The 19,164-nt window shown below is 58.1% G+C and carries 16 protein-coding genes; 8 read left to right on the top strand and 8 right to left on the bottom strand.

Features of this window, described 5'->3' with window-relative positions:
• Positions 1-60: 60 nt before the first annotated feature.
• Both EQV96_RS17885 and EQV96_RS17880 read right to left on the bottom strand, forming a co-directional pair.
• Positions 61-1,071, bottom strand: a complete 1,011-nt coding sequence (locus tag EQV96_RS17885; protein WP_016783129.1) for a class 1 fructose-bisphosphatase — start codon at positions 1,069-1,071, stop codon at positions 61-63.
• Between the two features lie 165 nt (positions 1,072-1,236).
• Positions 1,237-3,684, bottom strand: a complete 2,448-nt coding sequence (locus tag EQV96_RS17880; RefSeq protein ID WP_095000797.1) for a glycogen/starch/alpha-glucan phosphorylase — start codon at positions 3,682-3,684, stop codon at positions 1,237-1,239.
• A gap of 265 nt (positions 3,685-3,949) precedes the next feature.
• Here EQV96_RS17880 and EQV96_RS17875 point away from each other — a divergent pair, with 265 nt between their 5' ends.
• Positions 3,950-4,387, top strand: coding sequence for a YkgJ family cysteine cluster protein (locus EQV96_RS17875; RefSeq protein ID WP_095001087.1), 438 nt, complete (start codon positions 3,950-3,952; stop codon positions 4,385-4,387).
• Positions 4,388-4,615: 228 nt separating this feature from the next.
• Here EQV96_RS17875 and typA read toward each other — a convergent pair whose 3' ends face one another.
• Entirely contained in the window at positions 4,616-6,436 is a 1,821-nt protein-coding gene (gene typA / locus EQV96_RS17870; protein ID WP_016783126.1) for a translational GTPase TypA, read from the bottom strand.
• A 140-nt stretch (positions 6,437-6,576) separates the two neighbouring features.
• Positions 6,577-8,031, bottom strand: coding sequence for a tRNA uracil 4-sulfurtransferase ThiI (gene thiI / locus EQV96_RS17865; protein ID WP_095000796.1), 1,455 nt, complete (start codon positions 8,029-8,031; stop codon positions 6,577-6,579).
• Positions 8,032-8,363: 332 nt separating this feature from the next.
• Here thiI and glnA point away from each other — a divergent pair, with 332 nt between their 5' ends.
• The 4 genes from glnA to ntrC all read left to right on the top strand — a co-directional run bounded on the left by glnA (position 8,364) and on the right by ntrC (position 13,287).
• Positions 8,364-9,770, top strand: coding sequence for a glutamate--ammonia ligase (gene glnA / locus EQV96_RS17860; RefSeq protein ID WP_095000795.1), 1,407 nt, complete (start codon positions 8,364-8,366; stop codon positions 9,768-9,770).
• A gap of 174 nt (positions 9,771-9,944) precedes the next feature.
• Positions 9,945-10,361, top strand: a complete 417-nt coding sequence (locus tag EQV96_RS17855) for a cupin domain-containing protein (protein WP_095023767.1) — start codon at positions 9,945-9,947, stop codon at positions 10,359-10,361.
• A gap of 410 nt (positions 10,362-10,771) precedes the next feature.
• Positions 10,772-11,857 carry a nitrogen regulation protein NR(II) gene (glnL, locus tag EQV96_RS17850; protein ID WP_095000793.1) on the top strand — a complete coding sequence of 362 codons (1,086 nt, stop codon included), beginning with the start codon at positions 10,772-10,774 and terminating at the stop codon, positions 11,855-11,857.
• On the top strand, positions 11,854-13,287 hold the full coding sequence (ntrC, locus tag EQV96_RS17845; protein WP_088378458.1) for a nitrogen regulation protein NR(I): 1,434 nt from the start codon (positions 11,854-11,856) through the stop codon (positions 13,285-13,287). Before glnL ends, ntrC begins: the two co-directional genes overlap by 4 nt.
• Before the next feature lie 452 nt (positions 13,288-13,739).
• Here the strand turns inward: ntrC and EQV96_RS17840 are convergent, their stop codons facing one another.
• On the bottom strand, positions 13,740-14,177 hold the full coding sequence (locus EQV96_RS17840; protein WP_240882220.1) for a hypothetical protein: 438 nt from the start codon (positions 14,175-14,177) through the stop codon (positions 13,740-13,742).
• Here EQV96_RS17840 and trmL point away from each other — a divergent pair.
• Positions 14,176-14,631, top strand: coding sequence for a tRNA (uridine(34)/cytosine(34)/5-carboxymethylaminomethyluridine(34)-2'-O)-methyltransferase TrmL (trmL, locus tag EQV96_RS17835; protein WP_095000791.1), 456 nt, complete (start codon positions 14,176-14,178; stop codon positions 14,629-14,631). The two genes, EQV96_RS17840 and trmL, sit on opposite strands and share 2 nt — an antisense overlap.
• A gap of 142 nt (positions 14,632-14,773) precedes the next feature.
• Here the strand turns inward: trmL and secB are convergent, their stop codons facing one another.
• From secB to EQV96_RS17820, 3 genes are read right to left on the bottom strand one after another with little or no spacing between them, the layout of a single operon-like run.
• Positions 14,774-15,259 carry a protein-export chaperone SecB gene (gene secB, locus EQV96_RS17830; protein ID WP_003438592.1) on the bottom strand — a complete coding sequence of 162 codons (486 nt, stop codon included), beginning with the start codon at positions 15,257-15,259 and terminating at the stop codon, positions 14,774-14,776.
• A gap of 41 nt (positions 15,260-15,300) precedes the next feature.
• Positions 15,301-15,555: a glutaredoxin 3 gene (gene grxC / locus EQV96_RS17825; RefSeq protein WP_095023766.1), complete on the bottom strand. Its 255-nt coding sequence runs from the start codon at positions 15,553-15,555 to the stop codon at positions 15,301-15,303.
• Positions 15,556-15,557: 2 nt separating this feature from the next.
• Positions 15,558-15,971 (bottom strand): rhodanese-like domain-containing protein, encoded by a 414-nt coding sequence (locus tag EQV96_RS17820; RefSeq protein ID WP_086799305.1) that lies wholly within the window; start codon positions 15,969-15,971, stop codon positions 15,558-15,560.
• 148 nt (positions 15,972-16,119) lie between these two features.
• Between EQV96_RS17820 and gpmI the strand changes: the two genes are divergently transcribed.
• Both gpmI and EQV96_RS17810 read left to right on the top strand, forming a co-directional pair.
• Positions 16,120-17,655: a 2,3-bisphosphoglycerate-independent phosphoglycerate mutase gene (gene gpmI, locus EQV96_RS17815; RefSeq protein ID WP_095017755.1), complete on the top strand. Its 1,536-nt coding sequence runs from the start codon at positions 16,120-16,122 to the stop codon at positions 17,653-17,655.
• Between the two features lie 195 nt (positions 17,656-17,850).
• Complete coding sequence (locus tag EQV96_RS17810; RefSeq protein ID WP_095000788.1) at positions 17,851-19,137, top strand: murein hydrolase activator EnvC; 1,287 nt, start codon at positions 17,851-17,853, stop codon at positions 19,135-19,137.
• Positions 19,138-19,164: the final 27 nt, after the last annotated feature.

Below are 19,164 nucleotides of genomic sequence, written 5' to 3'. Positions count from 1 at the left end.
CCCGGTATGCCTGACATACCGGGTCGATGCTATCGCGAGCAAGCCCGCTCCCACAGGGGCTTACGCTTTGTGGTAAGCGGTGATGCGTGCGACTTCTTCTTTCGAGCCCAGGTACACGGCTACACGCTGGTGCAGGCCTTCTGGCTGGATGTCGAGAATGCGCTGATGGCCATCAGTCGATGCGCCGCCAGCCTGTTCCACCAGGAACGACATCGGGTTGGCTTCGTACATCAAACGCAATTTGCCCGGCTTGGACGGCTCACGGCTGTCGCGCGGGTACATGAACAGACCACCGCGGGTCAGGATACGGTGCACGTCGGCAACCATGGCGGCAATCCAGCGCATGTTGAAATTCTTTTTCAACGGACCTTCTTCACCTGCCAGCAGTTCGTCAACGTAGCGCTGTACCGGGGCTTCCCAGTGACGCTGGTTGGACATGTTGATGGCAAATTCCTGGGTAGCGTCAGGAATGGTGATGTCTTCGTGGGTCAGTACGAAGCTGCCCATTTCGCGGTCCAGGGTAAAGCCTTTGACGCCGTCGCCCAGGGTCAGAACCAGCATGGTCTGCGGGCCGTAGATGGCGTAACCGGCAGCGACTTGCTGAGTGCCTGGCTGCAGGAAGGCCTTTTCATTCAAAGGTTCGTTCTGGGTCAGGTATTCGTTCGGGCAACGCAGTACCGAGAAGATAGTGCCAACTGGTGCGTTGATATCGATGTTCGACGAGCCGTCCAGCGGGTCGAATACCAGCAGGTACGCGCCTTTCGGGTATTTGCCCGGGATCTGGTAGGCATTGTCCATTTCTTCGGACGCCATGCCGGCCAGGTGACCGCCCCATTCGTTGGCTTCAAGCAGGATCTCGTTGGAGATCACATCGAGCTTCTTCTGCACTTCACCTTGCACGTTTTCGGTGCCCATGCTGCCCAGAACACCACCCAGGGCGCCTTTGGATACGGCGTGGCTGATCTCTTTGCAAGCACGCGCCACCACTTCGATGAGGAAACGCAAATCAGCAGGCGTGTTGTTGCTGCGGGTCTGCTCGATCAAATAGCGACTCAGGGTAACGCGGGACATGTAAGGCTCCGAACAAGGGGGAGGGGGCGAAAAACCCGCGCAGTTTAGCGCGTGTTGCCGTGCAAATCTTCTAATCAGACTCAGAACTGGCCGAACGGGTTCCAAAACAGCCACCAGAGACCCTGTGGGAGCAGGCTTGCTCGCTCCCACAGCGCGTGAAACTTCCTACAACGCTTTCCAGATCTCGGTCGCGTATTCGCGAATGGTCCGGTCCGATGAGAACCAGCCCATGCGTGCCGTGTTCAACACGGATTTGCGCCACCACTCTTCCCTGTCGTGCCACAGGTGCTCCACGCGCATCTGGGCATCCCAGTAGGCATCGAAGTCGGCACACACCAGGAACCGGTCATATTCGATCAGCGAATCCACCAGGCCGGTGTAGCGCGCAGGGTCGTCGTGGGAGAACACCCCCCCACGAATCGCCTGCAACACGTCATTGAGCCTGTGTGAGGCCGCGACATCCGGTGCTGCATGGAACTCGCCATTGCGCTTGCGCGCTTCGACCTGCTGCGAGCTCAGACCAAAGATAAACATATTGTCGGCACCCACCCGCTCGCACATTTCGACGTTGGCGCCATCCATTGTGCCAATGGTCAGCGCGCCGTTAAGGCCGAACTTCATGTTGCTGGTGCCCGACGCTTCGTAGCCTGCCGTGGAGATCTGTTCGGACAAGTCAGCCGCCGGAATGATGCTTTCGGCCAGGCTGACGTTGTAGTTGGGGATAAACACCACCTTGAGCAGACCGCGTACGGTAGGATCGTTGTTGACGGTACGGGCGATGTCATTGGCCAGTTTGATGATGAGTTTGGCCTGTTCATAACTGGCCGCCGACTTGCCGGCAAAAATCTTCACCCGTGGCACCCATTGGTTGCCCGGCTCGGCCCGAATGGCCTGATACAGCGCTACGGTGTGCATCAGGTTGAGCAGTTGGCGCTTGTACTCGTGAATCCGTTTGACCTGCACATCGAACAGGGCTTCAGGGTTGACCACGACCCCCAGGCGCTCATAAATCAGCGCCGCCAGGGTGCATTTGCTTTGCAGGCGCTGTTCGGCGAAGCGTTTGCGAAAATCGGAGCGCTCGGCAAAAGGCTCCAGCCTGATCAGTTTGTGTTCGGTTTCATCAAGCACATCCGGGCCCAGCACATCCACCAGCATGGCGGTCAATGGCGGGTTGGCCTGGAACAGCCAGCGGCGGAAGGTCACGCCGTTGGTTTTGTTGTTGATGCGCTCCGGGTAGAGCTTGTGCAACTCGGCGAACACGGTGCTGCGCATCAATTGCGTATGCAGCCCGGAAACGCCATTGACGCTGTGGGATCCGAGAAATGCCAGGTTGCCCATGCGTACCCGGCGGCCGTGGTCTTCCTCGATCAGCGAAACGGCACGCAACACGTCAAAATCATGAATGCCCTTGGCCCGCAGCGCATCGATATGGTGTGCGTTAATCAGGTAGATGATCTGCATATGGCGCGGCAACAGCCGCTCCATCAAGCCCACAGGCCAGGTTTCCAGCGCTTCCGGAAGCAACGTGTGGTTGGTATAGGACAAGGTGTCGACGGTGACCTGCCACGCCGCATGCCATTCAATGCCGTGCTCATCAACCAGGATACGCATCAGCTCGGCCACGGCGATCGAGGGGTGGGTGTCGTTGAGCTGGATCGACACATGCTCGGCCAGGTTCAGCAGCGTCTCATGGACGTGCAGATGGCGGCGCAGCAGGTCTTGCAACGAGGCCGAGACAAAGAAGAATTCCTGGCGCAGACGCAGCTCCTGGCCAGCCTCGTTGCTGTCAGCCGGGTACAGCACGCGGGAGATGCTCTCGGCCCGTACCACTTCGGCCACCGCCCCCAAATGATCGCCTGCGTTGAAGCGGCCCAGGTTCAGATCGTGCAGGGCCCTCGCCCGCCACAGACGCAGGGTGTTGACGCTGGCCCCGCGCCAGCCCACAACAGGCGTGTCATAGGCAATAGCCCGCACCGTCTCGCCCGGCCACCAGATCTGCCGCAGCTGGCCTTGTTCATCCTGTTTGGTTTCAACCGAACCGCCAAAACCCACCGAGTACAGCACTTCAGCACGCTCGAACTCCCACGGGTTGCCGAAATCCAGCCAGTTCTCGGTTTGTTCCTGCTGCCAGCCATCGACAATGCTCTGGCGAAACAGCCCGTGCTCATAGCGGATGCCATAGCCGTGGGCGGCAATGCCCAGGGTCGACATACTTTCCATAAAGCACGCCGCCAGCCGACCCAGGCCACCATTACCAAGGGCCGCGTCCGGCTCCAGGACACGGATGCGCTCCAGATCCACGCCAAGCTCGCCCAGTGCCTCACGCGCCACCTCCAGCAACCCCAGGTTGCTCAGGCTGTCATACAGCAGGCGACCGATCAGAAACTCCAGCGACAGGTAGTACACCCGTTTCTGGTCCTTGCGATAAATCTGCCGGGTGCTGTCCATCCAGTGCTCGACCATATGGTCGCGGGCGGCCAGGGCTATGGCCTCAAACCAGTCATGGTCAAACGCGTGTTCCGGGTCCTTACCCACCGCGTAAGTCAGCTTGGCTACTACAGCGGCACGGAAAGCCGCCACCTGTGCGTCACGAACAAGCGGTTCTTGGGGCATCGATACAACCTCAATCGAGATGGGGCGATTTGAAGAGCGAGTGGTGTCAGCCTAGACGCTTCAACAGAAACCAAGTGCTTTGATTCGGGCTTTTTTCGGCGATTATTTAAAAAAAGCTGACAAAGTGAATGCCGCCCCAAAACGAGGCACATTCGCAGTTGAACGCTTTAAAACATGGCTCTGATCGAAAAACCGGCAAATGGTTGTTCACTCCTTCAGCAACCCCGGTATGATCGCGCGCCCTGATGCACGCTGGAATACAAGTCTGATGAAGTCCAACCTGATCGCCGCCGCGGAAATCGACCGTCTCGATACCTGGGCCAAATACTCCGCGCCCATGTGCGGCTCCTGCATTTCCAGCTGCTGCACCTTGCCGGTCGAGGTCAAAATCAAAGACCTGATCCGCATCGGCATCGTTGACGAGTTCGAGATGGGCGACCCGCCGAAGAACATCGCCAAGCGCCTGCAAAAGGAAGGGATCGTTGAGCGCTTCAACCAGAAGTCCGGGATTTTCACCCTGCAGCGCATGAGCAATAACGACTGCCTGTACCTGGACCGCAAATCGCGCATGTGCACGATTTATGAGATTCGCCCGGATACCTGCCGCAACCATCCGCGGATTGGCCCGCGCCCAGGTTACTGCGCGTATGTGCCCAAGGCCGTTGAGCGCAAGAACAGCAGCGTCAAGCTGATGGATTTTTAACCTGCAGCGCAGAATCGACTGACAGATCGTTTCGCGGGCAAGCCCGCTCCCACAATTACCACAGCCCCCTGTGGGAGCCGGGCTTGCCCGCGATGGCCTGTACGCAAATGACCTGACAGACCGCGCTCGCCGCAGCACGGGCAGCGATGAACGAGTCAAATCCCGACCATAAAAAAACGCCCCCGACCGCAAGGTCGGGGGCGTTTTTGTAACCGCTAACTAAGTAACTTAGTTTTTGGCCTTTTTAGCAGCGCGGGTACGCTCGCCTTCGTCCAGGATCTTCTTACGAAGACGGATGGACTTAGGAGTCACTTCGCACAGCTCGTCGTCCTGGATGAATTCCAGAGCCTGTTCCAGAGTGAAGCGAACAGGTGGAACCAGAGCGATGGTTTCGTCTTTACCCGAAGCACGCATGTTGTCGAGCTTCTTGCCCTTGGTAGGGTTAACGCCCATGTCGGTGTCACGGCTGTTCAGACCAACGATCTGACCGTTGTAGATCTCTTGACCGTGCTCAACGAACAGCTTGCCACGCGCCTGCAGGGTTTCCAGGGAGTAGGTCAGCGCCTTGCCAGTTTCAACCGATACCAGAACGCCGTTCTGACGGCCGGACATGTGGCCCGACTTCATCACGTCGTAACGGTCGAAGATCGAGGTCAGGATGCCAGCACCGTTGGTCAGGGTCAGGAACTGGTTACGGAAACCGATCAGACCACGAGCAGGGATGTTGTATTCCAGACGCACACGGCCTTTGCCATCCGGCACCATGTTGGTCAGGTCACCCTTACGCAGACCCATCTCTTCCATCACCTTGCCCTGAGATTCTTCAGGCAGGTCGATGGTGACGTTTTCGAACGGTTCGTGCTTGACGCCGTCAACCAGGCGGATGATCACTTCTGGACGACCAACGCCCATTTCGAAGCCTTCACGACGCATGGTTTCGATCAGTACGGACAAGTGCAGCTCGCCACGGCCCGATACTTTGAATTTGTCAGCCGAGTCGCCTTCTTCAACGCGCAGAGCAACGTTGTACAGCAGCTCTTTGTCCAGACGTTCCTTGATGTTACGGGAAGTCACGAACTTGCCTTCTTTACCGCAGAAAGGCGAGTCGTTTACCTGGAAGGTCATGGAAACGGTTGGCTCGTCAACGGTCAACGGCTTCATCGCTTCAACGTTCATCGGATCACACAGGGTGTCGGAGATGAACAGCGAATCCATACCGCTGATGCAAACGATGTCGCCTGCCGAAGCTTCTTCAACGTCTACACGGTGCAGACCGTGGTGACCCATCAGCTTCAGGATACGACCGTTGCGGCGCTTGCCGTCAGCGTCGATGGCAACAACCGGGGTGTTCGGCTTGACGCGACCACGAGCGATACGGCCAACACCGATAATGCCCAGGAAGCTGTTGTAGTCCAGTGCCGAGATTTGCATCTGGAACGGACCGTCACGGTCTACGGCTGGTGCTGGTACGTTGTCGACGATCGACTGGTACAGCGGGGTCATGTCTTCAGCCATGTCGGTGTGGTCAAGACCAGCAATACCGTTCAGGGCAGAGGCGTAAACCACTTTGAAGTCCAGCTGTTCTTCGGTAGCACCCAGGTTGTCGAACAGATCGAAGATCTGGTCCAGAACCCAGTCCGGACGTGCGCCCGGACGGTCAACCTTGTTGATGACCACGATTGGACGCAGGCCGGCTTCGAAAGCCTTCTTGGTCACGAAACGGGTTTGCGGCATAGGGCCGTCTTGAGCGTCAACCAGCAGCAGAACGGAGTCAACCATCGACATTACGCGTTCAACTTCGCCGCCGAAGTCGGCGTGGCCCGGGGTATCCACGATGTTGATGTGGTAGCCGTTCCAGTTGATGGCGGTGTTTTTCGCCAGAATGGTAATACCGCGCTCTTTCTCCTGGTCGTTGGAGTCCATTACGCGTTCGTCGTTAAGCTCGTTGCGCTCCAGGGTGCCGGATTGACGCAAGAGTTTGTCTACCAGGGTGGTTTTACCGTGGTCAACGTGAGCAATGATGGCGATGTTACGTAGATTTTCGATCACTTGTGTATCTCGATCAGAGGATTCGGTGTGCTGACTGAGTCCAGGCAGCGATTAACAGTAGAGTCCGTGCAAGCCGTTACAGCTTGACGGCGGCGTCGGGGGGCCGGTGACGCAGGCCACAGGCATACAGCCCCGGGCTCTTAGCTCGGTCGATAAACGCGCACATTGGCATGTCCCTCACTGAGCAAATGGTGAGCATGCAGGCGACTCATCACGCCTTTGTCGCAATACAACAGGTACTGACGGGTGTCATCCAGTTCCTTGAAGCGGCTGTTCAAAGCATAGAACGGCAACGCTTGTACTTCGATGCCAGCCAGTTCCAGCGGTTGATCTTCCTGAGCATCCGGGTGACGGATGTCGATTACGATCTGGCCCGCCAGCACTTCGCTGACTTCTTCGACTTGCAAGTCCTGGCCCAATTCATCGATTACCCGATCAATCGGCACCAGTTTGGCCCGCTCGAGCGCACGCTCAAGCACGGCCATATCAAACTGTTGTTCTTCATACTCCACGCGGTTGCGCTTGGCGTGGGTCTTGGGGTTGACCGAAATCACCCCGCAATATTCAGGCATATGCTTGGCGAAGTCGGCCGTACCGATTTCTTCTGCCAGATCGATGATGTCCTGCTTGTGGCTGGCGATCAGCGGGCGCAACACCAGCTTGTCTGTAGCCGAATCAATCAGCGACAAGTTGGGCAGCGTCTGGCTCGACACCTGGGAAATCGCTTCACCGGTCACCAGCACTTCGATATCGAGGCGTTCGGCAATACGCGTTGCAGCGCGCAACATCATACGCTTCAAAATGACGCCCATATGACTGTTATCGACTTTGCCGAGAATTTCGCCCAAAACTTCTTCGAACGGAACGCTCACAAACAGCACGCGCTGGGAGCTGCCGTACTTCTTCCATATATAGTGCGCGACTTCCATCACGCCCAGTTCATGGGCACGTCCGCCCAGGTTGAAGAAGCAGAAATGGCTCATGAGGCCGCGACGCATGATCTGGTAGGCCGCCACGGTAGAATCGAAACCACCGGACATCAGCACCAGGGTCTGCTCGAGCGAACCCAACGGGTAGCCACCAATACTGTCGTGCTGGTTGTGAATCACAAACAACCGTTGGTCGCGAATTTCAATTCGAACTTCGATTTCTGGCTTTTTCAGCTCGATTCCGGCCGCACCGCACTCACGACGCAGCTTGCTGCCGACGTATTTCTCGACTTCCATCGAGGTAAACGGGTGCTTGCCGGCGCGCTTGCAACGCACCGAAAAGATCTTGCCCGCCAGCGCATCGCCGAAGTGCAATTTGCACTTTTCAACGATGTCGTCGAAGTCGCCCAACGGGTACTCGTCAACCTGCAGAAAATGCGCGATGCCCGGCATGCAGCTCAGGCGTTCGGTCATTTCTTTCAAGGCTTTAGGGTCACTTACGCGCGTTTGCAGCTCGATGTTGTCCCACACGCCCGTCACCACCACAGCCGGGTCCAGATCGCGGAGCACAGTACGGATGTTTTTGGCCAATTGACGGACGAAACGCATCCGAACCGGACGGCTCTTGATAGTGATTTCGGGGAAGACTTTAACGATTAGTTTCATGAAAACAGCGCGCGAGCAGCCTGCCAAAAAAGGGGGGCGCGGATTATAGCGGAAATTGCTCAAGGTTTAACCAGTTATCGTACAAACGGTTTTCATCGCACCAAAATAGAACATAAACGCCAGATTTCGCTTCATTTGGGTGCGATAAACGCGGCTAATCGGTAGTCTGCCCCGCTTACCTGCTTGAGATTGGCGCATTACGCCCAAGTCGGGGCACTGGCATGCAATTTGCTCCCTTGTGAGGCAGGTTGCCTTGGCAGAGTATTCGCGCCGGCATCAACCACTTATTAAGGGCATTCCACTACCAGCCCTAAGCCACCCCGGAGGACACTATGTCGAAGTCGGTTCAACTCATCAAAGATCATGACGTCAAGTGGATTGATCTGCGCTTCACTGATACCAAAGGCACTCAGCACCACGTGACCATGCCGGCCCGTGATGCGCTGGATGAAAACTTCTTCACCGACGGCAAAATGTTCGACGGCTCCTCCATTGCTGGCTGGAAAGGCATCGAAGCGTCCGACATGATCCTGCTGCCAGACGACAGCACGGCTGTTCTGGACCCGTTCACCGAACAGCCTACGCTGATCCTGGTGTGCGACATCATCGAACCGTCGACCATGCAAGGCTATGACCGCGACCCACGCGCCATCGCTACCCGTGCCGAGGAATACCTGAAGTCCACCGGTATCGGCGACACCGTTTTCGTTGGCCCGGAGCCAGAGTTCTTCATCTTTGACCAGGTGAAGTTCAAGTCCGACATTTCCGGCTCCATGTTCAAGATCTACTCCGAACAGGGTTCGTGGATGTCCGACCAGGACGTGGAAGGCGGCAACAAAGGCCACCGTCCTGGCGTCAAAGGCGGTTATTTCCCGGTTCCGCCGTTCGACCATGACCACGAAATCCGTACCTCCATGTGCAACGCTATGGAAGAGATGGGCCTGGTTATCGAAGTTCACCACCACGAAGTGGCAACTGCTGGCCAGAACGAAATCGGCGTGCAGTTCAACACCCTGGTGAAAAAGGCTGACGAAGTTCAGACCCTGAAATACTGCGTACACAACGTGGCAGATGCCTACGGCCGTACCGCTACCTTCATGCCAAAGCCTCTGTACGGCGACAACGGCTCGGGTATGCACGTTCACATGTCCATCTCCAAAGATGGCAAGAACACCTTCGCAGGCGAAGGCTATGCCGGCCTGTCCGACACTGCCCTGTTCTTCATCGGCGGTATCATCAAGCACGGTAAGGCCCTGAACGGCTTCACCAACCCGGCTACCAACTCCTACAAGCGTCTGGTACCAGGCTTCGAAGCACCGGTAATGCTGGCCTACTCGGCTCGTAACCGTTCGGCTTCGATCCGTATTCCTTACGTGTCCAGCCCTAAAGCTCGCCGTATCGAAGCACGCTTCCCGGATCCGGCAGCCAACCCGTACCTGTGCTTCGCGGCACTGATGATGGCTGGTCTGGACGGTATCCAGAACAAGATCCACCCTGGCGACGCAGCGGACAAAAACCTGTATGACCTGCCGCCTGAAGAAGCCAAAGAGATCCCGCAAGTGTGCGGCAGCCTGAAAGAGGCCCTGGAGGAACTGGACAAAGGTCGCGCGTTCCTGACCAAAGGCGGCGTTTTCAGCGACGACTTCATCGACGCGTACATCGCCCTGAAAAGCGAAGAAGAAATCCAGGTTCGTACCTTCGTACACCCACTGGAATACGAGCTGTACTACAGCTGCTAATCCGGTGACGCCTGCGCAAGCGGCGTGATTTGAAAAAGCCTCCTTCGGGAGGCTTTTTTGTGGGCGCCGTCTTACACAAGCATCGGATCAGAGCTTCTGGATTCGTGCCTGCACCTGACAGCCACCCTGCTGAGTGACCGGTAGTTTGTCGCCACTCAACCAATGGAGACTGACATGCACCCCTTACTCGCCCTCAAAACCCTGCTGCTGGCATGCGCCTGCCTGCTCATGCTGGGCTGCAACAGTTCACCCACTGCGGTAACGGTCGAACAACTGCTCAAGACAGGCCAATCCTGGACAGGCACCCCTTACACCTGGCCGGACGGCAAGCCGGAATTCACCGTGGTCAAAATCACGCTCCCGGCCAACACCGCACTGAAATGGCACACGCACCCCATGCCCAATATCGCCTACGTGGTCGCTGGCGAACTGCTGGTCGAAACCGAAGACGGCATGCACAAAACCACGCTCAAACCTGGCCAGGTACTGCCCGAGATGGTCAATACTTCCCATCGAGGCACCAGCGGCAAGGCCCCGGTAGAACTGATCGTGTTCTATGCAGGCACGCCCGGCATGCCGCTGTCCCATTAACCACGCAAGGCCCGTAGCAGGTACCGGAAGCTGCGTTCGAAACTCAAAACGGTGGTCACCTCAGAGTGGGCGCTGCCTGTGTCGCATCGCACACTCGGGGCTTGTGACCGGTGTGCGCTCGATCGCGGTACACAACCTCTGGCTGCACCCATAGCAAATATCCCGCGCACATTTTCAGGCAACTGAATCCATTCATCTAAATTGCACTATATTGGTGCGACTATAGTTTGATAGTGCACTTACCAGCCCAATTTGGTTCATAAACATTCGCATGCCGGGCTGCGGCGATATGCGCCCAGCTTGTAAACGCCTATTTCAGGGGGGGCGACGCTTCTTTTCGGAGCCTTGGTTTGGTTTTTGCATTTTCCTTGCACCAGCGCTTCACCGCGCACGCAATCCGGGATCGGCCCATGACCATCAGTGACGCCCTGCACCGACTGTTACTCGACAACCTGACCACTGCCACGCTTTTACTCAATGCTGATTTGCGCCTTGAGTACATGAACCCGGCGGCAGAGATGCTGTTGGCGATCAGCGGTCAACGCAGTCACGGCCAGTTCATCAGCGAGCTCTTTACGGAGTCCACCGAGGCTCTGCACTCGCTGCGCCAGGCAGTTGAGCAAGCGCACCCGTTTACCAAACGCGAAGCCATGCTGACCTCGCTGACGGGCCAGAACCTGACGGTGGACTATGCCGTAACGCCCATCTTGAGCAATGGCGGCACCATGCTGTTGCTTGAGGTACACCCCCGCGACCGTCTGCTGCGCATCACCAAAGAAGAAGCCCAGCTGTCCAAGCAAGAAACCAGCAAGATGCTGGTGCGCGGCCTGGCCCACGAGATAAAGAACCCTCTGGGAGGCATTCGCGGTGCGGCCCAGCTGTTGGCCCGGCAATTGCCCGACGAAAACCTGCGCGACTACACCAACGTCATCATCGAAGAAGCAGATCGCCTGCGTAATCTGGTCGACCGGATGCTGGGTTCCAACAAACTGCCGTCGCTGGCCATGACCAACGTCCACGAAGTACTGGAGCGCGTGTGCAACCTGGTCGAGGCCGAGACCCAGGGCAGCATCACTTTGGTGCGTGACTATGACCCCAGCCTGCCTGACCTGCTGATCGACCGTGAACAGATGATCCAGGCAGTACTCAATATCGTGCGCAACGCCATGCAGGCCATCGGCAGCCAGAATGAGCTGCGCCTGGGCCGCATCAGCCTGCGCACCCGCGCCATGCGCCAGTTCACCATTGGCCACATACGCCACCGGCTGGTGACAAAAATCGAAATTATCGACAACGGCCCGGGCATACCGTTCGAGCTGCAAGACACCCTGTTTTTCCCGATGGTCAGCGGCCGCCCGGACGGTACCGGGCTTGGCCTGGCCATCACGCAAAACATCATCAGTCAGCACCAGGGGTTGATCGAGTGTGAAAGCCACCCCGGCCACACACTCTTCTCGATCTTTCTACCACTGGAACAAGGAGCCGCATCGACATGAGCCGAAGTGAAACCGTGTGGATCGTCGACGACGACCGTTCAATCCGCTGGGTACTGGAAAAAGCCTTGCAACAGGAAGGCATGACCACACAAAGTTTCGACAGTGCCGATGGGGTCATGAGCCGACTGGCTCGCCAACAGCCTGACGTGATCATTTCCGATATCCGCATGCCCGGCTCCAGCGGTCTGGACCTGCTCGCCAAAATCCGCGAACAGCACCCGCGCCTGCCGGTCATCATCATGACCGCTCATTCCGATCTGGACAGCGCGGTAGCGTCCTATCAGGGCGGCGCATTCGAATACCTGCCCAAGCCGTTTGATGTCGATGACGCCGTGTCTCTGGTCAAGCGTGCCAACCAGCACGCCCAGGAACAGCAAGGCCTGGCCGTAGCGCCGACGCTGGCCCCGACGCCGGAAATCATCGGCGAAGCCCCGGCGATGCAAGAGGTGTTTCGTGCCATTGGCCGCCTGAGCCACTCCAACATCACGGTGCTGATCAACGGTGAATCAGGTACCGGCAAAGAGCTGGTGGCCCACGCCCTGCACCGCCACAGCCCGCGGGCCGCGTCGCCATTTATCGCATTGAACATGGCTGCGATCCCCAAGGACCTCATGGAATCCGAGCTATTCGGCCATGAAAAAGGCGCTTTCACTGGCGCTGCAAACCTGCGCCGGGGCCGTTTTGAGCAGGCCGATGGCGGCACCCTGTTCCTCGATGAGATCGGCGACATGCCGGCGGACACCCAAACCCGGTTGCTGCGGGTACTGGCCGATGGCGAGTTCTACCGGGTTGGCGGGCACACGCCGGTCAAGGTCGATGTTCGCATCATCGCAGCCACACACCAGAACCTTGAAACCCTGGTGCAGGCCGGCAAGTTTCGTGAAGACCTGTTCCACCGTCTGAACGTAATCCGCATCCATATTCCGCGCCTGTCAGACCGCCGCGAAGACATCCCGACCCTGGCCCGGCACTTTCTCAGCAGCGCCGCGCAAGAACTGTCCGTAGAGCCAAAACTGCTCAAGGCCGAGACCGAGCAGTACCTGAAAAACCTGCCCTGGCCAGGCAACGTGCGCCAGCTGGAGAACACCTGCCGCTGGATCACGGTGATGGCTTCGGGTCGCGAAGTGCATATCGGCGACCTGCCTCCCGAGTTGCTCAACCTGCAACAGGACGCCTCCCCTGTCACCAACTGGGAGCAGGCACTGCGCCAGTGGGCTGACCAGGCGCTGGGGCGTGGCCAGTCCAACCTGCTCGACAGTGCAGTGCCGACCTTTGAGCGGATCATGATCGAGACGGCGCTCAAGCACACCGCAGGCCGCCGTCGCGACGCTGCCGTGCTGTTGGGCTGGGGCCGCAATACCTTGACCCGCAAGATCAAGGAACTGGGCATGAAGATCGATGGCGACGAGGATGAGGGCGACGAGGCTTGAAGCCGTTCAAAAGCGCCCTCACCCAACCCTCTCCCGGAGGGAGAGGGAGCTGATGGGTGGTGTTTCATAAATCTGCTTTTGCCTTTAGTCCCCTTTCCCTGCGGAAGAGGGTTAGGGGCTCTTGATCTGACCGCACCACCCTCAAGCAACCCGCCCCAATATCGTGCACAGCTCTAGCTCAAGGGTTTGCGCCAAACCCGGGAACAAAATCAGCCCCCAAACAAAAGCCCCGGATTCCGGGGCTTTTGCGTACTCAAGGGGCAATTTTTACAAAAAATCAAAAACTGGCACGCGCCCTGCAATACCTATTACACGCAACATCGCTTTAGGGGACCTTGATACAGGCAGGTCAAGACTCCCCACTTTTACACCGCAGCCTTGATGCCTTTTGCATCAACGCGCACAGCGCTTTTGGGGAACCCGGTACAGGCAGGCTGGAATTCCCTCTTTTATTACTCTCGCAGGTTCACCTGCAACCGCCAGCGTCCATCTTGCGACGCCCCGGCCCAGTCGCCCTTCAAGGCACGGGCCGCCACCAGGGTCAGCAGCAACCCGCCATCCGTATCACGCACCCGCCAGTTCACGCTCTTGCCGTTAAACCTCAACTGGCCGCTCTGCACCTTGCCCCTGGCATCAAACAGCAACCCCAGCGTGCCGTCGACCAGCTCACCATGCAGCTTGGGCTCGGCGCTGAACCACACCACCAGGCCGCCGGGCAGCACGTCCACCTGCTGCAGCTCTACAGGGGTTGGCGCGGTCAATCGACCGATCATCATCCCCACCATCACACCGACTATCGCCAAAGAACCTAAAACCCGTGGCCATAGTTTCGGTCGCGGGTCCTCTTCAAGCGTAGAATGCTGTCCATCTTTAAGTTCGGAGCCGTGCATGTTTCACGTCATCCTTTTTCAACCAGAAATTCCGCCGAATACCGGCAACATTATCAGGCTGTGCGCCAACAGCGGCTGCCACCTGCATTTGATCGAGCCTATCGGTTTTGAGCTGGACGACAAGCGCTTGCGCCGTGCCGGGCTCGATTACCACGAGTATGCGCCGCTCAAGCGTCATGCCGACCTGGCCAGTTGCCTGGAAAGCCTGGGCCATCCGCGCCTGTTCGCCTTTACCACCAAAGGCTCCAGGCCGTTTCACGACGTGCAGTTTGCCGAGGGCGATGCTTTTCTCTTCGGCCCTGAAAGCCGTGGCCTGCCGCCCGAAGTGCTCGACAGCCTGGACGGCGAGCACCGCCTGCGCCTGCCTATGCGCGAAGGCTGCCGCAGCCTGAATCTGTCTAACACCGTAGCGGTCGCCGTGTATGAGGCCTGGCGCCAGCTAGGCTTCAAGTAAACACACACCCTGTGGGAGCGGGCTTGCCCGCGATGAAAGCTACGCGATGTACCTGTTGCACCGCAGCGATTCAATCGCGAGCAAGCCCGCTCCCACACACAAAAAAAGCGCCCTCAGGCGCTTTTTTTTGGCAATCGGCTGTTTATTGAACAGTCGGGCTGCCTTCTTCCTGCATGCGCTGCAGTTCTTGCGCGTACAGGGCATCGAAGTTCACCGGAGCCAGCATCAACGCAGGGAACGAGCCACGTGTCACCAGGCTGTCCAGGGTTTCGCGGGCATACGGGAACAGGATGTTCGGGCAGAACGCGCCCAGAGTGTGGTTCATCGACGCTGGATCAAGGTTTTTGATCAGGAAGATGCCAGCCTGTTGCACTTCAGCAATAAAAGCCACTTCGTCGCCGTTTTTAACGGTAACCGACAGGGTCAGAACCACTTCGTGGAAGTCGCCTTCCAGCGGCTTTTGACGGGTGTTCAGATCCAGGCCAACGCTCGGCTCCCACTGCTGACGGAAGATCGCCGGGCTTTTTGGCGCTTCGAACGACAGGTCACGCACGTAGATGCGCTGCAGGGAGAATTGTGGTGCGGTGTCTTCATCGCTAACAGCGGCGGTGTTCTGTTGGTCAGTCATCACAGATCCTTGTTGATCTTGGGGCTTATAGAGAATGAGAGTCAGACGTTCAGCAGCGCATCCAATTTACCTGCGCGCTCCAGAGCAAACAGGTCATCGCATCCGCCAACATGCTTGTTGCCAATCCAGATTTGCGGAACCGACGTGCGGCCTGCCTTCTGAGCCATCTCGGCACGTACCTGTGGCTTGCCGTCGACTTTGATCTCTTCGAAGGCAATACCCTTGTTCTCAAGCAGAGCCTTGGCACGCATGCAATAAGGGCAATAGTCGCTGGAGTAAACGATGACCTTGGACATAGTTACTTCACCACTGGCAGGTTGTCAGCGCGCCAGCTGGAAATGCCGCCAGACAGCTTGGCAGCATTGTAACCAGCCTTGAGCAGCTCACGGGCATGGCCGCCCGAGTGCTGGCCGGCAGCGTCGACCAGAATGATGGTCTTGCCCTTGTGCTTGTCCAGCTCGGCAATGCGCGCCATCAGTTTGTCTTGCGGGATATTAATAGCACCCACGATGTGGCCGGCGGCAAAATCCTTGGCCGGGCGAATATCAATCACCACACCTTCGTCGCGATTGACCAGGCCGGTCAGTTCGCCCGTGCTGATGCTGCGCCCGCCACGGCTCATCTCGTGGGCGATCAACAGCGCCAGCAGGATGACAAACGCGCCTACAAGCAGGTAGTGGGAAGTCGCAAATGCAATCAGGTGCTCAACCATCAGAAGGTTCCAGGGTCGTAAAATGTGGGCCAGTATACACAGCCACCTTGGTCGGCCAAACCCCGCCCGGCGGTGACGCCACATGAACTTCGCTTTAAACTGCGCGTCCTCTGTATACCTTCTTATAAACCAGCCACGAGTGGGATCTATGACTACCACGCCTAAACCTTTGGTCCTGATCATCCTGGATGGCTTCGGTCACAGTGAAAGTCACGAATACAACGCCGTTTATTCGGCCAAGAAACCGGTGCTGGATCGTCTTTGCGCGAGCATGCCGAACGGCCTGATCTCGGGTTCGGGCATGGATGTCGGGCTGCCTGACGGCCAGATGGGCAACTCCGAGGTCGGCCACATGAACCTGGGCGCCGGCCGCGTGGTGTATCAGGATTTCACCCGTGTCACCAAATCCATCCGCGATGGCGAGTTCTTTGAAAACCCGACCATTTGCGCCGCGGTCGACAAGGCCGTGGCTGCAGGCAAGGCCGTGCACATCCTGGGCCTGCTGTCCGATGGTGGTGTTCACAGCCATCAGGACCACCTGATCGCAATGGCCGAGCTGGCATTCAAGCGCGGCGCAGAAAAAATCTACCTGCACGCCTTCCTTGATGGCCGCGACACCCCGCCAAAAAGTGCCTCATCTTCCATTGAACTGCTGGACGAAGCGTTCAAAGACCTGGGCAAAGGCCGTATCGCCAGCCTGATCGGCCGTTACTTCGCCATGGACCGTGACAATCGCTGGGACCGCGTAGAGCAGGCCTACAACCTGATCGTCGACGGCAAGGGCGAGTTCAACGCCGCTACCGCCCAGGAAGGCCTGGAAGCTGCCTACGCACGTGGCGAAAGCGACGAATTCGTCAAAGCCACGACCATCGGCGAGCCGGTGAAAGTGGAAGACGGCGACGCCGTGGTCTTTATGAACTTCCGCGCCGACCGCGCCCGCGAGCTGACCCGTGTATTCGTTGAAGATGACTTCAACGCCTTCGCCCGCGCCCGCCAGCCAAAACTGGCCGGTTTCGTGATGCTGACCCAATACGCTGCCAGTATCCCGGCACCCAGCGCATTCGCGCCCGGCAGCCTGGAAAACGTACTGGGCGATTACCTGGCCAAAAACGGCAAAACCCAGTTGCGCATTGCAGAAACCGAGAAGTATGCCCATGTGACCTTCTTCTTCTCGGGCGGCCGTGAAGAGCCGTTCCCGGGTGAAGAGCGCATTCTGGTGCCGTCGCCGAAAGTCGCCACCTACGACCTGCAACCGGAAATGAGCGCCCCCGAAGTCACCGACCATATCGTCGATGCCATCGAAAACCAGCGTTATGACGTGATCGTGGTCAACTACGCCAATGGCGACATGGTTGGCCACAGCGGCGTATTCGACGCAGCCGTCAAGGCAGTTGAATGCCTGGATGCCTGCGTGGGCCGTATCGTGGAAGCACTGGACAAGGTCGGCGGCGAAGCCCTGATCACCGCTGACCACGGCAACGTGGAGCAGATGGAAGACGAGTCCACAGGCCAGGCGCATACCGCCCACACCTGTGAGCCCGTGCCGTTTATCTATGTAGGAAAGCGCTCGCTCAAAGTTCGCGAAGGCGGCGTGCTGGCCGACGTGGCACCCACCATGCTCAAACTGCTGGGGCTGCCACAGCCGCAAGAGATGACCGGCAAATCGATTCTGGTCGACGCTTAAAACAACGCAATGCCTGTGGGAGCGGGCTTGCTCGCGATACCGGCGACGCGGTGCATCAGGCATTGCGTGGTGATGCTATCGCGAGCAAGCCCGCTCCCACAGGATCAACGGCTACAATTTCACCTTCATCCATTTCTTATAGGTGACGAGGGCGGGCATACTAGGCCGTCCCGTTCCCCAGGTGTCGCCCGCCCCATGCTTCGCGCCCTTATAGCCTTGACCCTCGCATGCATGCTCCAACCGGCGTTTGCCGACGAGCGCGCGCAAACCCAACAGCAGCTGGATGCCACGCGCCAGGATATCAGCGAGCTGAAAAAGCTCCTGGGCAAGCTGCAGGAAGAAAAGTCCGGCGTGCAGAAAGACCTGCGCGGTACCGAAACCGAAATCGGCAAGCTGGAGAAGCAGGTTGAAACCCTGCAACAAGAACTAAAAAAGAGTGAAGGCGAGCTGCTGCGCCTAGATAGCGAGAAAAAAAAACTCCACAGCGCAAAACTTGAACAGCAACGCCTGATCGCCATTCAGGCCCGCGCCGCCTATCAGGGTGGGCGTCAGGAATACCTGAAGATGCTGCTCAACCAGCAAAACCCCGAGAAGTTCGCCCGAACCCTCACTTATTACGACTACTTGAGCGAAGCCCGTCTGGCCCAGCTCAAAGGCTTCAACGAGACACTGCGCCAACTGGCCAATGTCGAGGCCGATATCAACTTGCAGCAAGCGCAACTGCTGACCCAGAAAAGCAGCCTGGACACCCAGCGCGCCGAGCTCGACAAGGTGCGTGCAGAGCGCCAGCAAGTGCTGGCCAAGCTCAATACCGACGTAAAGGACCGCGACCAGAAGTTGCAGGCCCGCGAGCAGGATCAGGCCGATCTGGCGAAAGTCCTCAAGACCATCGAAGAAACCCTCGCCCGCCAGGCCCGCGAAGCCGAGCAGGCGCGGCAAAAAGCCCTGATTGCGCAGCAGGAAGCCGAGAAAAAACGCCAGCGCGAGGCTGCATCGGTCGTTACCGATGCCCCGCGAAAACCGGTGCAATCCACACCGGGGCCATTGGTCTCCAGCGCAGGTGCGTCTTACGGCGGTGCTTTTTCTCAAGCCCGGGGCAAACTTCCATGGCCAGTTGATGGTCGACTGCTTGCACGTTTCGGTGAAACCCGTGGCGACGACTCGCGCACCAAGTGGGACGGCGTGATGATCAGCGCCGGTGCCGGCACCCAGGTACACGCCGTACACGGCGGGCGCGTGGTGTTTGCCGACTGGCTGCGCGGTGCAGGCCAACTGGTGATTCTGGACCACGGTAATGGTTTCTTAAGCTTGTATGGCCACAATCAGACGTTGCTCAAGTCTGCCGGCGACGTTGTAAAAGCCGGCGAGGTAATTTCCACCGTGGGCAACAGCGGTGGTCAGGCCACGCCAGCACTGTATTTTGCTATTCGTCAGCAGGGACGCCCAAGCGACCCTGCACAATGGTGTCGCACTCAGGGATGAGTCCATCACCTTTAATACGTAGGAGTT

The organism is Pseudomonas sp. TMW22080, from assembly GCF_022496745.1.
Lineage (GTDB): Bacteria > Pseudomonadota > Gammaproteobacteria > Pseudomonadales > Pseudomonadaceae > Aquipseudomonas > Aquipseudomonas bubulae.
Note: the sequence above shows the minus strand (reverse complement) of the source record. Positions and strands in the feature narration are given on the sequence as shown.

Bases quoted from the DNA above. Each gene is read 5' to 3' on its own strand.
- EQV96_RS17885 (WP_016783129.1), bottom strand. From the start codon at position 1,071: ATGTCCCGCGTTACCCTGAGTCGCTATTTGATCGAGCAGACCCGCAGC.
- EQV96_RS17880 (WP_095000797.1), bottom strand. From the start codon at position 3,684: ATGCCCCAAGAACCGCTTGTTCGTGACGCACAGGTGGCGGCTTTCCGT.
- thiI (WP_095000796.1), bottom strand. From the start codon at position 8,031: ATGAAACTAATCGTTAAAGTCTTCCCCGAAATCACTATCAAGAGCCGT.
- glnA (WP_095000795.1), top strand. From the start codon at position 8,364: ATGTCGAAGTCGGTTCAACTCATCAAAGATCATGACGTCAAGTGGATT.
- EQV96_RS17855 (WP_095023767.1), top strand. From the start codon at position 9,945: ATGCACCCCTTACTCGCCCTCAAAACCCTGCTGCTGGCATGCGCCTGC.
- glnL (WP_095000793.1), top strand. From the start codon at position 10,772: ATGACCATCAGTGACGCCCTGCACCGACTGTTACTCGACAACCTGACC.
- ntrC (WP_088378458.1), top strand. From the start codon at position 11,854: ATGAGCCGAAGTGAAACCGTGTGGATCGTCGACGACGACCGTTCAATC.
- trmL (WP_095000791.1), top strand. From the start codon at position 14,176: ATGTTTCACGTCATCCTTTTTCAACCAGAAATTCCGCCGAATACCGGC.
- EQV96_RS17840 (WP_240882220.1), bottom strand. From the start codon at position 14,177: ATGCACGGCTCCGAACTTAAAGATGGACAGCATTCTACGCTTGAAGAG.
- secB (WP_003438592.1), bottom strand. From the start codon at position 15,259: ATGACTGACCAACAGAACACCGCCGCTGTTAGCGATGAAGACACCGCA.
- grxC (WP_095023766.1), bottom strand. From the start codon at position 15,555: ATGTCCAAGGTCATCGTTTACTCCAGCGACTATTGCCCTTATTGCATG.
- EQV96_RS17820 (WP_086799305.1), bottom strand. From the start codon at position 15,971: ATGGTTGAGCACCTGATTGCATTTGCGACTTCCCACTACCTGCTTGTA.
- gpmI (WP_095017755.1), top strand. From the start codon at position 16,120: ATGACTACCACGCCTAAACCTTTGGTCCTGATCATCCTGGATGGCTTC.
- EQV96_RS17810 (WP_095000788.1), top strand. From the start codon at position 17,851: ATGCTTCGCGCCCTTATAGCCTTGACCCTCGCATGCATGCTCCAACCG.